The organism is Kribbella sp. NPDC003505 (assembly GCF_040610875.1).
Taxonomy (GTDB): Bacteria; Actinomycetota; Actinomycetes; order Propionibacteriales; family Kribbellaceae; genus Kribbella.
On record NZ_JBEXNA010000008.1, the window covers coordinates 32,319 to 46,824 of the forward strand.

General features: G+C 64.1%; 13 protein-coding genes and 1 pseudogene. 5 read left to right on the forward strand and 9 right to left on the reverse strand.

Annotated features, from left to right (window positions below):
• Positions 1 to 466 precede the first annotated feature (466 nt).
• From ABZX12_RS26310 to ABZX12_RS26340, 7 genes are all read right to left on the reverse strand, one after another.
• On the reverse strand, positions 467 to 844 hold the full coding sequence (locus ABZX12_RS26310; protein ID WP_355697267.1) for a hypothetical protein: 378 nt from the start codon (positions 842 to 844) through the stop codon (positions 467 to 469).
• A gap of 105 nt (positions 845 to 949) precedes the next feature.
• Positions 950 to 1,513 (reverse strand): RICIN domain-containing protein, encoded by a 564-nt coding sequence (locus ABZX12_RS26315; RefSeq protein ID WP_355697269.1) that lies wholly within the window; start codon positions 1,511 to 1,513, stop codon positions 950 to 952.
• Between the two features lie 66 nt (positions 1,514 to 1,579).
• Positions 1,580 to 2,155: an RICIN domain-containing protein gene (locus tag ABZX12_RS26320; RefSeq protein WP_355697271.1), complete on the reverse strand. Its 576-nt coding sequence runs from the start codon at positions 2,153 to 2,155 to the stop codon at positions 1,580 to 1,582.
• 74 nt (positions 2,156 to 2,229) lie between these two features.
• Positions 2,230 to 2,799 (reverse strand): RICIN domain-containing protein, encoded by a 570-nt coding sequence (locus ABZX12_RS26325; RefSeq protein ID WP_355697273.1) that lies wholly within the window; start codon positions 2,797 to 2,799, stop codon positions 2,230 to 2,232.
• Between the two features lie 363 nt (positions 2,800 to 3,162).
• Positions 3,163 to 3,561 (reverse strand): RICIN domain-containing protein, encoded by a 399-nt coding sequence (locus tag ABZX12_RS26330; protein WP_355697275.1) that lies wholly within the window; start codon positions 3,559 to 3,561, stop codon positions 3,163 to 3,165.
• Positions 3,562 to 4,161: 600 nt separating this feature from the next.
• Positions 4,162 to 4,668: an RICIN domain-containing protein gene (locus ABZX12_RS26335; protein ID WP_355697277.1), complete on the reverse strand. Its 507-nt coding sequence runs from the start codon at positions 4,666 to 4,668 to the stop codon at positions 4,162 to 4,164.
• Between the two features lie 1,451 nt (positions 4,669 to 6,119).
• Positions 6,120 to 6,650: an RICIN domain-containing protein gene (locus tag ABZX12_RS26340; RefSeq protein ID WP_355697279.1), complete on the reverse strand. Its 531-nt coding sequence runs from the start codon at positions 6,648 to 6,650 to the stop codon at positions 6,120 to 6,122.
• A gap of 393 nt (positions 6,651 to 7,043) precedes the next feature.
• Here ABZX12_RS26340 and ABZX12_RS26345 point away from each other — a divergent pair, with 393 nt between their 5' ends.
• Both ABZX12_RS26345 and ABZX12_RS26350 read left to right on the forward strand, forming a co-directional pair.
• Complete coding sequence (locus tag ABZX12_RS26345) at positions 7,044 to 7,454, forward strand: hypothetical protein (RefSeq protein WP_355697281.1); 411 nt, start codon at positions 7,044 to 7,046, stop codon at positions 7,452 to 7,454.
• Positions 7,455 to 8,026: 572 nt separating this feature from the next.
• Positions 8,027 to 9,259, forward strand: coding sequence for an MFS transporter (locus tag ABZX12_RS26350; RefSeq protein WP_355697282.1), 1,233 nt, complete (start codon positions 8,027 to 8,029; stop codon positions 9,257 to 9,259).
• 270 nt (positions 9,260 to 9,529) lie between these two features.
• On the opposite strand, the pseudogene ABZX12_RS26355 reads toward ABZX12_RS26350, so the two are convergent.
• A pseudogene (locus tag ABZX12_RS26355) lies at positions 9,530 to 10,532 on the reverse strand (IS3 family transposase).
• 259 nt (positions 10,533 to 10,791) lie between these two features.
• Positions 10,792 to 11,499 (reverse strand): histidine phosphatase family protein, encoded by a 708-nt coding sequence (locus ABZX12_RS26360; RefSeq protein WP_355697284.1) that lies wholly within the window; start codon positions 11,497 to 11,499, stop codon positions 10,792 to 10,794.
• Between ABZX12_RS26360 and ABZX12_RS26365 the strand changes: the two genes are divergently transcribed.
• From ABZX12_RS26365 to ABZX12_RS26375, 3 genes are all read left to right on the forward strand, one after another.
• Positions 11,431 to 12,579 (forward strand): FAD-dependent monooxygenase, encoded by a 1,149-nt coding sequence (locus tag ABZX12_RS26365; RefSeq protein ID WP_355697286.1) that lies wholly within the window; start codon positions 11,431 to 11,433, stop codon positions 12,577 to 12,579. The genes ABZX12_RS26360 and ABZX12_RS26365 overlap by 69 nt on opposite strands.
• A gap of 58 nt (positions 12,580 to 12,637) precedes the next feature.
• The gene (locus ABZX12_RS26370) at positions 12,638 to 13,189 is read left to right on the forward strand and encodes a hypothetical protein (protein WP_355697288.1); all 552 of its coding nucleotides are present in this window, start codon (positions 12,638 to 12,640) and stop codon (positions 13,187 to 13,189) included.
• A 297-nt stretch (positions 13,190 to 13,486) separates the two neighbouring features.
• On the forward strand, positions 13,487 to 14,395 hold the full coding sequence (locus ABZX12_RS26375; RefSeq protein ID WP_355697290.1) for a hypothetical protein: 909 nt from the start codon (positions 13,487 to 13,489) through the stop codon (positions 14,393 to 14,395).
• Positions 14,396 to 14,506 lie beyond the last annotated feature (111 nt).

The following is a 14,506-nucleotide window of genomic DNA, read 5'->3' on the forward strand; positions in this document are numbered from 1 at the left end:
GCCGCAACGCTGCGATGGCCACAGACTCCCACCCGGCGATCGATGCAAATGGGCAATGGCCCACGTGAAGGCAGCCGTTATCGCGCGGAGGATCGCGGAGGTTCTCCCGTCGCAGCAGACCACCCGCAAGGTAGGCGAACGTCCGCGCTGCGCCGTACTCGCCCGCCAACCGGGAGCCGGAAAATCCACGGCACAGAGCAAACTCGGGGATCCTTGGCCCGGGGTCGCGATCGTGCAGGCGTCCAGCCACAGCGGTGACCATCGTGCTGCATCCCTGCCGTCCGACCTCGGACGGTCTTGCCTCGAGCCGGTGCGCGGGGGTCCGGACGACGGCTGCCGCTCGGGCCGATCGGCCCCAAGCAGGCGCATGCCGTCCCCGCCCGAGGCGAGCTGAGATGAGAAGACCTTCGCCGACGGGCACCAGCGCCTGCCTCGGCGGCCGTCACGCGACAGCTCATACGCCCCGTCAGTCGCTGACCAGAACCTTTCGGTGAGAGGTTCGGCCTATCGTGGTTGCCACCAGAGTTGCGAGATTCGCCGCGATCGCGGCGATCACCACGAATGCCAGGTAGGTGTCCCGCCGCTCCGAACAGTCGCGGGCGATCCCAAGTCGCCCAGGAGTTCCGATGTTCCGATCGGTTCTGACGTGATCCGCCCACGAGTTCGTGGCCTCGGTGTCGAGGGACGAGTGGTCGCTCGGCCAGCCGACGGTGATCAACGAGGCGCAGTCGACGTGGACTGCGCCTTCACCGTCGTCCTCGATCGTGAATTCCGGCCCTTTGAACAGCAGGATCGCGATCCCGACGTACAGCACACCGGCAACACAGAGCACTCTTCGCGCCATTCGCATCCCTCTCAGAGCAGCGCCGGGCAGTCGCCCATCCAAGGACACACCACCCGACTCACCGCCAGGCGGATCGAGGTTGATCCGATCCCATCGACATTGCGGTCAGAAGATCCACCACCGCTGGTCGGGGTCGTTGGCGCAGTCCCACTGGATCGCCTGCGTGCCTGGGGTCGTGTTGCCGCCTGGAATCGCCAGACATTTGAAACTCACGTAGTTCACGATTCGGTATCCACCAAGGACCGAGTCGAACTGTACGTACCAGCGCTGGTCATCGAGGCCCACAGGAATGCCGTAGGCATCCCTGAGGCAAGTCCACTGAATCGCTCCCGTGCCGTTCACTCGGCTACCTGCGGGGATCGCCAGGCAGTCGCCGCTGCGGCCGTTCCGGATGACCCATAGGTCCCAGTCGTCCCCGTCCCGGTCCTCGACCTTTGTGAAGTTCCACCGCTGCTCGTAGCCGCTGAGGGACGTCCATTGGATCGCTGCTGCGCCGTCGGAGGTCGATCCGTTGCCGATGGTCAGATACTGATGGGTCTCGGCGTTCTGTATCCTCACGTTGAGATCCGGCTCCGCGTGCGCGGTACCTGCGGACATCACCACTGTGCTGATCATGGCGGCGACCGCCACCACCGCGGCCGCTCTGCTCATCAACCGAGTCTTGGTCATCCGTGTCCTCTTTCCAAGGCAGGGGGCATACTGTTCGTTCCGCTCCGATGCCATCGACGCCATCCGTTAGAAGAGCCACCATCGTTGGTCGAGGTCGTAGGCGCACGTCCACTGGATCGCCTGGATGCCCAGGGTCGTGTTGCCGGCCGGAATCGCGAGACATTTGCCGCTCTTGACGTTCATGATCCGGTAGCCCCCCAGGACGGAGTCGGGTTGGACGTACCAGCGTTGATCCGGGAGACCGAGTTCGGTGTCGGACAACCACGTGCACGGCCATTGGATCGCACCTGTGCCATCCGCAGTGCTGCCGGCGGGGATGGCCAGGCAGTCATTACTGTGGCCGTTCGTGATGATCCATTGGTCCCAGGAGTCCCCCGACTCGTCGTCGACCTTCTCGAAGCTCCATTGCTGCTCCCTACCGCTGAGCCAGGTCCACTGAATCGCGGACGTGCCAGGGGTCGTCGATCCGTTGCCGATAGTCAGATACCTGAAGGTCTCGGCGTTCTGCATCCTCAGGAAGTAGCTTGGGTCCTCGATAGCCTGCGCGGTACCTGCGGGCACGGCGATCGCGCAGACCATGACCCCCATCGCCACCAGCGCGCCGATGACCCTACGCGTGCTGATGAACCGACTGATCCTCATGCAAACCCTGTTCTCCGAAGGCATTCTGGGCAGACTGCGCGCGACAGTTACAACCGCCTGGCAGCTGATGGTGGTCAGATCCACCACCGCTGGTCCGGATCGTTGGCGCAGGTCCACTGGATCGCCTGGACGCCCGGGGTTGCATTGCCGTTCGGAATCGCCAGGCATTTTTCACTCTTGAAGTTTCTGATGCGGTAACCCCCCACGACGGAGTCGTGCTGCACATACCAGCGCTGGTCGTCGATACCGAGGTAGCCGTCGAACGGATTCGTGCCGCAGGTCCACTGAACCGCTCCGGTACCATCCACCCGGCTGCCCGCCGGGATGGCGAGGCAGTCACCACTGTGGGCGTTGGTGATGATCCATTCGTCCCAATCGTCCCCTGACACGTCACGAATCTTGATGAAGTTCCACCGCTGCTCCCAGCCGGGGAGCCAGGTCCACTGGATGGCCGGGGCGCCGTCAGTGTGCGAAGCGTTCCCGATCGTCAGATACCGCGCTGTCTCCAGATTCTGCACGGCGCGGCCGATGCCCGGGTCCGCATGTGCTGTACCCGCGGGCACCACGATCGCCGTGACCGTGGCCGCCGCCGCCACAACCGCGGCCACGACCCTGCGGGCATTGACGAACCGACTGATCTTCATACAAATCCTCTCCTCCGAAGGCGTCCTGGACAGGCTGCTTCACTGATCCGGTGGTAGCCATCCAGGTCCATGTCGAACATCACGAACCAGCGCTGCTCTTCGATACCGAGGCAGCCGTCGAACGGGTTCGTCCTACGGGTCCACAGGACCGCCGGCGCTCCAGCGGTTATGCATGACGACCCCGATCCCCGGGTCCCGCCCAGGCGGCACCTGCAGTTTTACCGACGCGCCGGCGCTGAAAACCACCGCATTACCGCAGCCACGACCTTACGAGCCCTGATGAACACAGCGCGATCATCGTTCAATCCCTCTTTCCGAAACGCTTCTTCACCGGCGCCACCGCGATGGTGGCTGACGGAACGATCAGAAGATCCACCAGCGCTGGTCAACGGCAGAGGCGCACGTCCACTGGATCGCCTGGATACCCGGAGTTGTATTGCCGGCCGGAATCGCCAGACACTTGCCACTCTTGACGTTGACGATCTGGTAGCCACCGAGATACGAGTCGTACCGCACCCACCAGCGCTGGTCCTCGATACCGAGCCGGCCGTCTTTCGGGTTCGTTCCGCAGGTCCACTGGATCGACCCGGTGCCATCCACCCGGCTGCCCGCAGGAATGGCGAGGCAGTCACCACTGTGGGCGTTGGTGATGATCCATTCGTCCCATGTCGGCCAGTCCAGGTCCCTGACTTTGATAAAGTTCCATCCCTGCTCGTAGCCAGGTCCACTGAATCGCGGGAGCGCCGTCGATGTGCGACGCATTGCCGATGGTCAGATACCGGCTGGTCTCCATGTTCTGCACCACAACGCCGACACCTGGATCTGCTTGCGCCGTACCCGTAGGCGCGGCGAGTGCACCGACCACCGCGGCGACTGCCGCCACCGCAGCAGCGACCCTACGTCCGCTGATGCGAGACATCATTCAAATCCCCTCCTCCGAACACGCCGAACCAACTGCTCGACGAATGCGACGACAGTCGACGAAGTGGTCAAGAGCTACCATCGTAGATCCAAGTCGTGGTCCACTGGATCGCCTGGCCCCGTACAGATCTCGAACCTTGACCAAGTTTCAGCGCTGCTCCGCGCCGGCGATCGCTGGGACGCTATCGCCGTTGTCGCCGTTGCCGATCGTCAGGTACTGGCGAGTCTCGGCGTTCTGAATCGTCACGTTAGGACCGGATCCGCCTGCGCGGCACCCGCAGGTACCACGATCACAATGATCCTGGTGACCACCGCCGCCACCGCGGCCGCGAGCCGGCGGGTACCGATGAACCGACTGGTTGTCATGTGCTTCCTTTCTCCAACAGCCACCTGGGCGAGCGCGGCCAGATCCGCCACCGCGGCCCGGCGGCTGACAAACAGTCAGAAGATCCACCACCGCTGGTCAGGGTCGTACGCGCAGGTCCATTGGATGGCCTGGACGCCGAGGGTCGTGCTACCTGCCGGAATCGCCAGGCACTTGTTGCTGCTGACATTGATGATCTGGTAGCCACCTAGGATCGGGTCGGCACGAATCCACCAACGCTGGTCGTCGATCCCCTCGCCACCAAGGTTGTTCGACCCGCACGTCCACTGGATCGCGCCGGTGCCGTTACGGAGGCTGCTTGCGGGGATGGCCAGGCAGTCGTAGCTGTGAGCGTTCTTGATGGTCCACTCGTCCCAGTCGCTCCCCTGCACGTCTCGCACCTTGGTGAAGTTCCATCGTTGCTCGAAGCCGCTGAGCCAGGACCACTGGATTGCGGGGACGCCGTCGCCGTTGTCGGCATTGCCGATCGTCAGGTACCGCCGGGACTCGGCGTTCTGCATCCGCACGCCGTCACCAGGGTCCGCCTGTGCGGCACTGATGGGTACCACGACTGCTGCGATCATGGCAGCGACCACCGCAGCGGCGACTCTACGCGCGTTGATGAATCGAGTCATAGTGATTCAACCTCTTCTCTCCGAAGCAACCCGAGCACGATGCTCAGACCTCCCGACGCGATCGGCGGTTCGCGCGACGACCACGCTCCAGCGGGCGGCCTCCGACGTGGCACCTGCGCCATCGTGAGTCAGACCGAGCAGCAGTGGCATCCGCAAGATCACCGGTTGACAGCTCGAACCCTGGGTCGCGCATGTCCGAGCGAGTGCCATTGATGTTCTTTACAAACTCTTGCCGAGGTCGCGGCAACAGTGCGCGAATGCCAGGCTGCGCGCGAGGCCCGAGCAGCTCTAGGCCGTTGCGTGCGGGCCGGCGCGCTTACCGACAACACGGGCCCCGGCTCCACGGGTGCGCAGCCGAAACGAAGACCTTGCTCGTCGCGACCGCATAGGCTCCGAGCCTCTCGCCCAGCCAGACAGATAGCCAGCCGATTCGACCGTTACTGCCGAAGATTCCTTTGCCGTTGACAACGACGCATGGATGTTCGCGACGCCCGAATTCGGGGCAGATACTCACCAGGGTGACCAGACGGATCAGCCCAAGCCGGCGGTTCGACCACGCGTGCGAGGTTCCCACAACCGTCAAGATGGAAACTGCCGCACGCTGCTGTCAGGAGCATGCACCGTCTCGACCTGAGGCAACGCGTTCACCTGGTCCTGCGAACGGTTCCCAACGCCGTTGATCCGCATAGTGGAGGCGGCCATCTGGTCGTGCGCGAATGGCTCGTGGCTCGAGGAGGTCGCGGCGTCATATTCCCAGCGGAGAGAAAGTCGGACGTCGCGATGTCGAACGTGAACGTCGCCTCGGCTGTGACATGGCGGCTGAGCTGTCTTGCAGGAGTGTACTACGACTGCTCGCGGGTGCGTTGCATCGCACAATCCATTTGTCGCCCGTGGGACCGAGGGCGCGGCGGGCGACTGTCGTCAGCCTGTCGGAAACCTCGAGAAAGCGGCGCGCGGCCTGCTCCACCCAAATGCGTGGGCCGGGGTGCAGCGCCTTGCCACGCCCTTTGGCCGGCGTCCGGCCAGCGCCTGCTCCACACGATCGCGTCCAGCGCTTCCATAACGGGCAAAGAGCGAAGGTCCCGAGCCCGGTCGCTTTGACAGTTGACATGCGCGCCACGACCAGCGGTCGTGCCTTCGCAGTCAAGAACGGCGGACACGTTGCCGCATATCCGCGAGCGCGGCTGGGCTGAACCCTCACCAGGCGCAGACTCCCCGCCATCCCCGGCGGTATGACCCATCCCCAGTGACGGCCCGATCTCACTTACAGAACCGAAACAACCACAGACAGCAACACCCCATCTGCTCAGGGGAGCGCCGATCGACGAGGTTTCGAGCCGCATGGCTGGGGCGGCAGCAGGCAGACGCCGCGTCAACCGGTGTCGCTCGGTGGGGGCCCGCTATAGAGTCAGCCTCCACTGCTGGTCAGGGTCGTTGGCGCAGCGCCACTGAATCGCCTGCGTCTCCGGCGTTGTACTGCCCGCGGGAATCGCCAGACACTTGCCGCTCCACACGTTCACCAGTCGGTAGATAGGGCGACCGTCCTCATACCAGTCCAATCGGATGTACCAATAGTTGGACCAGGCGTCTTGGTTACAGTCCCACATGATCGCCGGCGCCCCGTCGTACAAGCCACCGCCGCTGATGCCAGCGCACCGATGATCCAAGTTGTTGACGATCCAGTAGCGGTCGTTGTCTTCACCAGACGCATCGACCTGCTTGACGAACTGCCAGTACTGATCCGGCCCACCATCGAACCCATACTGAACTACCTTCGCACCGTTACCGGTTCCAGCGGTCGAGAGGTACTGGCCGGTCTCCTTGTTCGAGATGGGCAAGTAGTACGTCTGCACCGACTGGGTTGCGAGCTGGTCCGCCTCCGCCTCGCCCGCTGGCGCCAGCAGTGACACGAGTGTGGCAACCGCAGCCACGATCCCACCCGCCAGCCTTCGGCTTCCTCTCACACCAACCATGCGAAATCAGACCTCCTCGACCGATGCTCAACGCCGCCAAGTAGACGAACAAGCAGTCTTCGATACGGAATCCAGCGCCCGCATCCGCAAAACCGCCAGACACCGACTTGAGGTCCTTCGAACCGATCGGCACCGACGACGGCGTCACTGCTCACCGTCCATCCCGCGACGCTCACGCGATAACTGCCGAACGCGTCGCCGCGCCCAACGCCATCTCGGGCCCTTCGCGAACCCGAGTCGGACCTCAGCCGCTGGAACCGAAGTCCACTGCGAACGCTCCTCGAGGACCTCGACCTGGATCCCACCAAGCTGGCGAACGTCGCAGCGCAGATCGATGACGCCACGAGCCAGTTGGCGCTCGACCCGGCGATCGGCGATCTCCAGGGGCAGCTTGCCGATCGGCAGGAAAGCTCGTCGGACCTCGGTTGCCAGTCGACCCGACGGGTGGTGTCACCGCAAGCGTTGCTGCGGAACCTGCGGCTGTTCGTCGATGCGGCCCGCACTCGTGGCGTGACCGACATCAGCCTGGGGGCTGCGAACGTTCTCTACCTCGGCATGCTGATGGAGGCGTTGCAGGGCAGAAGAGCTGCGAGCGCGTTCGTCACGACCATGCTCGGCGTCGAGGAACCCGAAGCCCACCTCCACGTTGGAATCCAGCGCAGACTCTTCCGCCATCTACTCGAGACCGAGCCGGCCCTGCTGCTGACGACGATGCCGGGACAACTCTTTGCACAGTCATCAGAGTCTCCTGCACCGACCTGAGCGCGCTACGACGATTCCGTCTGTACTGGCGGGTAAAGTTGACCCTTTGGCGGCTATCTCACCCGCCTCGATCCCACCGGCTGGAACGAGTATCGTTTTCATCGTGGCGACCGTGGCCACCACGATCGCAGCACAGCACGGACTCGTCAGGACATCGCGATGCCAGCCACCGGTCATCGTTTGCATCCGGGCTGGTATGACAGCTGCTGACGCCACTCCTCCCTCTGCGCCAACACATTCGAGATCTCGACTCTGTGACGCCGACTGGTGACATTGCTGATGCGCTCACAATCATGCTGGTGCCACCTTGACCACATGCACTGCCCACTTGTCAGCGCACGCGCGGATAGCGACTCACTGATCGGGCTCGCCCGCCTGCCACTAGGTCGGTGTCCTCTCGACTCCTCCCTCGTTATCCACGCTCACACCGTCCGGTCGAGCACGTGCCCCATCGCGCGCAGCCGACGCTACCTGGGCCCGGCTGAACGTCGCGAAGCGTCGTCAACGAGTCGGTACATGACGAAGGTTCGCGTGCTCCACGCACAGATCGAAAAGTTCAGGGGTGTCGTCCGATGCGCCGCGGCATTCGTCTGAGAAGTCTGCTGCCGCCGCCTGGACCGCTGCGGCCATTGGCTCTGGCGACCATGCTGAGCCGTGTCGGCGATGGCTTGCTGATGACAGCCAGCGTGCTGTATTTCAACCGGATCGTCGGGTTGTCCGTCAGTCAAATCGGCGTCGGCCTTAGCGTCGCCGGCTTGTGTGCACTGCTGTCAGGTGTACCGATGGGGCATCTCGCAGACCGACGAGGCCCACGCGTGCTCTTCGTGATCCTGAGCGTGCTAATGTCCGGGCTTTCGCTGCTCTACCTGCTGGTGGATGCGTTCTGGCAGTTCCTACTCGTCGCCATCGTGATGACTGTCGCCGACCGCGGTGTGAGCGTCGTCCGGGCCGCGCTTGTTGCGGCAGTCACCCGAGGTTCGGAGGGACGCGTTTCTGCCCGGGCCTATCTGCGGGCGGTCACCAACATCGGTCTCATGGCCGGAGCCGGCATCGGAGCACTGGCGTTGCACCTGGACAACTCGGCGGCGTATCGAATGACCTTCGTGCTGGACTCGTTACTCAGTCTTGTCGTCGCGTTCATTGTTTCCGCGGTGCCGCGGGTGCAGCCACACGCCAGGAACGAGAACCGGCCGGTATGGATCGCGCTGCGTGACCGTGGGTACTTGGCTGTCGCGGCGCTCAACGCAGCGATGTCCATCCACTACGCGGTGCTCGATGTCGCGATCCCCCTATGGGTTGTCGAACACACCGAGGCGCCGCGCTGGACCGTCGCTCTCCTCCTGAGCATCAATACCGGGGTGGTCGCGCTCTTTCAAGTCAGGGCGAGCCGAGGCACCACGGACGCATCAACCGCCGCCCGTGCAACCAGGACTGCGGGTTTGTTGCTGATGGCGTCGATGATCTTGTTCGCTGTAGCGTCCGAAGGCGGCGTCGTACTTGCCGTGGCGCTGCTTTCGCTCGGGGGCGTCATCCACGTGATCGGAGAATTGCTGCAGTCCTCCGGCTCGTTCCTGCTCAGCTTCGACCTCGCGTTCGACCACGCGCAGGGCCAGTATCAAGGCGTATGGAGCACGAGTATGTCGGTCAGTACGATGGTCGCGCCGGCGGTGGTCGCGTTGCTACCGCTCGGCCTCGGAGTGCCCGGATGGATCATCCTCGGCGCCTGGTTCGCCATGACCGGCATGTTGTTCGTACCGACGGTGCGCTGGGCCGCAGCCCGCCGACTGCAGTCGACCAAAATATGAGCCGTCTCGCTCCGCAGTCGAGCGCCTCGGGACCATCCCTTGGAGATCCGGTCTGATCCGACGGCCTCACGTGATGTGAGCGCTCTGACACTTGTCTTAGTTGCCATGGGCGCCGAATAGCCGCCAGAGTTCCAGCTCTGCTGCTTGTGTGCCCGCGCTCAGGGATATCGTGATCGGGCCTCGCAATCCCCCGTTGTCGCGATCGTCGGCGAGCCTCGGAAGTTCCCCGCACCCGCAGGTTGAACCGTCCCGGGTTTGGTGCACCCTCGGTTATGTGTGGACGACCGGTTGGTCGTCTCGGGTTTGTGCATAGTAGTCGGCCTCGGCTTCGGCGGGTGGGCGTCGGTCGAGGCGGTGCATGAGCCGGCTGGTGTTGTACCAGTGGACCCAGGCTGCGGTGATGGCCTCGAGGTTGGCGAGGCCGGTGAGGGGTCCGCGGCGGAAGGGTGAGTCGTCGCGGATGCATTCGGTCTTGTAGAGCCCGATGGTGGTCTCGGCCAGGGCGTTGTCGTAGGCGTCGCCGACTGACCCGATCGAGGGGCTGAGACCGTGGAGCTGCAGGGTCTCGGTGAAGTGCAGCGAGATATATCGCGACCCCGCGTCCGAGTGGTGAATCGCCTTGTTTTGCAGAGGTTTCCCTTCTCTGAGGCGCAGTTCGGCAGCCTGTCTGATGGCGCGTTCGACGAACGCGGTGTGCTTGGACATCGAGCACTCCCAGCCGGCGATGAAGCCGGCGAAGGCGTCGATCACGAACGCGGTGTAGGCGAACGCGCCGCCGGCCAGCCGCACGTAGGTGAAGTCCGCGACCAGCAACCGGTTCGGTGCCGGCACCCGGAACTGGCGGTTGACCAGGTCTGGTGCCCGGTCCCCGGCCGGATCCCCCCGCCAGCCGTTCGCCTTCATGAGCCGCAGATCGGAGCGACCCCGAACCGAGCCCTGTGCTCGGCGATGAACCGGCAGATCAGCGCTGTCGCGGGTCGCTCTCCCGCACGAAGAAACTCGTCGCCGCCTTGAGGATCTCGATCGTCTGTTCCAGTTCGGCGTTCTTGCGCTTCAGCTCCCGGTTCGCCCGGGCCATCTGCGAGGACACACCCTCGGCCTCACCGGCGTCGACCGCGGCCTGGCGAACCCATCGCCGCACCGTTTCCGGTGTCATCCCCAGCCGGCCCGCCACCGTGCTGATCACCTCCCACTCACTGGCGTAGTCACCACGGTGATCGGTCACCAACCGAACCGCCTTGGCCCGGGTCTGCGCGTCGTACTTCCTCGGCATAGATGCCACCTTCCCAACGAAGGAGGTGGGCATCAAACCCGGGGTGGCTCAGGTACCGACCCGCGGGATTCCGCGTACACCGCCGCTGCTTCGCTCCACCGAGACCGCAACGTTGTTGATCGTGCCGTCAACCGGTTGAGGCAGTTGCGCGGTACTCCGATTCTCTACGACACAGCACGCACACGCCAGTCGTGTCGGTATCGTCGTTCAGACCTAGCTACGGTGATCCGTCCAACGCACCACCTCGACATCCGTTGTCCTAGGGCCGCAGAAACCGGACAACTTTCCCCGCCACAATGTCGACGACATGGGCATCAGGGAACCGCAGATCTGCCCAGAACGCGCCAGGATCGTCCAAACCAACGGCTGCCGTCAGCCACAGCGTCATCGCCATACCATGCGAGGCGATCACAACCGGCCGACCGTCGGCGGCCGCGATGTGCTCGACGACACCGGCCTCGAAGCGCCTTATGACGTCATCTCTGGCCTCCCACCCGATGTGGTCCGCGCCATCGACATACGCGCGGCGTTGCTCCCGGAAGGTTTCGCCGTACACCTCTGCCCGCGAGATCTCGTCGAAGCGCGGGTCCTGGACCACGTTGCCAGCTGGCCCGAGTGACGCGATCGCCTTCGGCTCCGAGCTCGCGACAAGCCGGGCGCCAGTCGGGAGCCGGCCGCATAGTGACCGTGCCGCGACCTGACCCTCCGGAGCGAGCGCCCAGTCACGCGCAGGCGTATCCGGCCCATGGGCCGGCATAGCGTGACGCACCAAAATAAGCACCCAGACAACGTACATTCTCGATCCAGCAGTTTGCACGGAATTCGTCAGGAGCCTGGCAATTCTGCTGATGCGAATGCCGGTTCCTCCTCGGAGACTGCCATCGGGGAGGCGATGGTCATGACCAATAGATCGGTGATCGTGGTCGGCGGCGGCATCGGCGGACTGGCTGCGGCAGCAGCTCTGCATCGAAGCGGCTGGCAGGTCCGCGTGCTGGAGCGTGCCCCGGTGTTCAGCGAGGCCGGTGCTGGAATCAGCTTGTGGTCAAACGCACTTTCAGGTCTCGACGCCATCGGCATAGCCACGAAGGACTGGAGATCGAACAATCTCGAGATCAACGCCGGTATTAGAGACCCGAGCGGCCGCTGGCTGAGACGCAGGGGCGCCATCGCGCGAGCACAGGCTTCAGGTACCGCGGCCGTGCTGCACCGGGCAGACCTCCTGCAGGCTCTCGTCGATGCGCTGCCGTCGGGAGCTTTGATTCCGGATGCCGAGGTGACCTCGATCAGGCAGTCGGCTGACGGCGTACAGGTCACCCATCGGCAAGGTAACGACGAGGCCGACCTCCTGATCGGTGCCGATGGCGTGCGCAGCACCGTCCGGCAGGTGGTCTGGCCCTACGCCCCGCAACCCCGCTATGCAGGCTACACCGCGTGGCGCATGATTACACATCGCATGCCCCACATCGAGACACGTGCCGGCGAGACCTGGGGCGCAGGCATGCGGTTCGGTTATGCACCTCTGCCGGACGGCAACCTCTACTGCTACGCGACCGCGAACATGGCCAGGCGAACCTCGCTGCCACAAACGGATCTCACCGAGTTGCGTGCCCGCTTCGGCGGTTGGCATGCGCCGATCCCGCAGTTACTTGACGCTGTCGAGATGCCTATCCTCCGACACGACATCTACGACCTCGGACATCTCGCATCATTCGCGCATGGACGAATCGCGCTCCTCGGAGATGCGGCGCACGCCATGACTCCGAACCTGGGACAGGGGGCGGGACAAGCCATCGAGGACGCAGTCACCCTGGCAGCCGTTCTCGACGCGCACTCTTCGATTCCCGAGGCGTTGACCCGGTACGACGATCAGCGGCGTCCACGTACACAGTCGATCGTCCTCCAGTCGCGTCAGCTCGGAACCATTGCTCAACTGTCCGATCCGTTTGCGATCTACATCCGGAATCTCACCATGCGACTCGTTCCACGCGCGCTCGCACAGCGTGCCCTCACCCGCGTGGCAGACTGGCCCGGACCACAAGTGCCCTAGCCCGGCACCGGCAACTTCACGGATGCGATGGCTCACATCGGACGACGATCATCGGGACATGGTCTATGGACGATCGACCGTCCTGAAGTCCGCGCTCGACAGGCACATGCCCCGGTACGATTTCGCGGAGGCACACGAGCGTTGGATCGACGCGGAGCAAGCGGAGGTGTGGCGAGCGCTCCTCGACGTACGCCTGGCTGACCTGAGGATTGCCCGCACCCTGGTCACGCTGCGCGGCCTGGCGCCAACCGCGAACCGCGCCGGACAGCCCCTGGCGACACATGGTCCGGTGAAGATGTTGACGCTGGACGAAAACCGCTGCGCGATCGCCGGCGCGATCAGTCAACCATGGCGTCTCGCGCCACCACGTCACAAGATCTCCGACCTGTCGGAGTTCGTCGCGTTCGAGCAGCCCGGCTGGGCCAAGTACCTCACCAGCTTCGAACTTGCCCCACGCGATGCCGGGACGATTCTCCGCACTGTCACCAGAGTCTCCTGCACCGACCTGAAGGCGCTACGAAACTTTCGTCTGTACTGGCTGGTACTCCGCCCCGGTTCGGGACTGGTCCGACGAGACCTGCTCTCCACCGTCGCCCGACTCGCGGGCTGATCGCAACTAGCACGCGGTCATCCGCCATTGGCCAGTGCCTTAGTGCTGTGTCGGGATCACGCGGGACACCGCAGGCTGCGGATTCTGCACCGCTACACAGGCGGAGGCCGCGCCACCTTGGGCCTTAACTGCGAAAGAGACTCCACCGCGCTGGTTGCCGCATGCAACGAGCTGATAGGTAATGCGGTCCGGCCGATCTCCAAATTCTCCGAAAATAAGGCTGGATGAGCACAACTCGGTGGTGCTGGGCCGCATCGAAGATATGAACACAACTCCCTTACCGAGAGGAACATCCCCATGATTCGACACACGGCGGCACTCGCGGGTGCCGCAGTGCTGGCTCTGACGAGCCTGTCCACCTCCGTCGCGTCAGCGACAGAGGTGGGAACGACGGCCGCCTGCACACTGAACGCCGGCTCGGTGACCGCTGCCGGCGCTCAGACCTACCGGACCGTGACGTCGACCATCCCGCCCACGGCTGGGACGCAGCAGACCACAGCCAACGTGTTCCAGGCGGGCGCTGTGCGGCTCAGTTCCACGTTCACGGACATCCCGAACTACGTCGGCTCGTCCCGGTCCGGCTTCGTCGTGATCGGGGACAGCCTGTACATCAGGGGCTACACGACCGATGGCTCGGATCAGATCGACCAGACGTACCCAGGTGGATCGACCCGGATCGGTGGCGGCTGGACGCCATACCGGCTGATCGAGCGATCGGCCTATCGCCCGCTGGACACCGATATCCCCGGCCGGACGCACTTCTACGGACTGCGGAACGACGGCGTCCTCTTCCGGTGGAACATCACCAACGGCTGGAAGACAGCGGGGTCAGCGGCCGGCTTCGCGGCCGTCAAGTCGATGGCGCTGATCAGCCAGAACGCCTCGTACGACACCTTCCTGGCAAACACCGGCAGCGGCGCGCTCTACACCATCCGGATCCCGGTCACCTCGCCGATGAAGCCGGTGGTCAAGAAGGTCAGCACCAGCGGCTGGTCCGGGCGCACACTGATCGCGAACCGCTGCGGTCAATATGGCACGGTACTGCTGGCCGTGAACGACGCGGCGAAGACCGGTGCGCTGTACGCCGTCGGGCACGCGAACGGGCTGTTGACCGTGATCAAGGCCCTCGGCAACGTCCCCACGAGTTTCGGGAACCCGATCCAGTTCCGCTGGGGTCCGGAGTCGGAGTATCTGAACGGCGAGTGATCGGTCGCAACTAGTAGTGGTGCGGCACGGGTGGGCGGTTTAGTAAAGGGCCACCCAAGTGGGAAATTGGCGTGGGAAAAGGGAGTTTGTGGGGGCAGGGGCGGGAGTGTA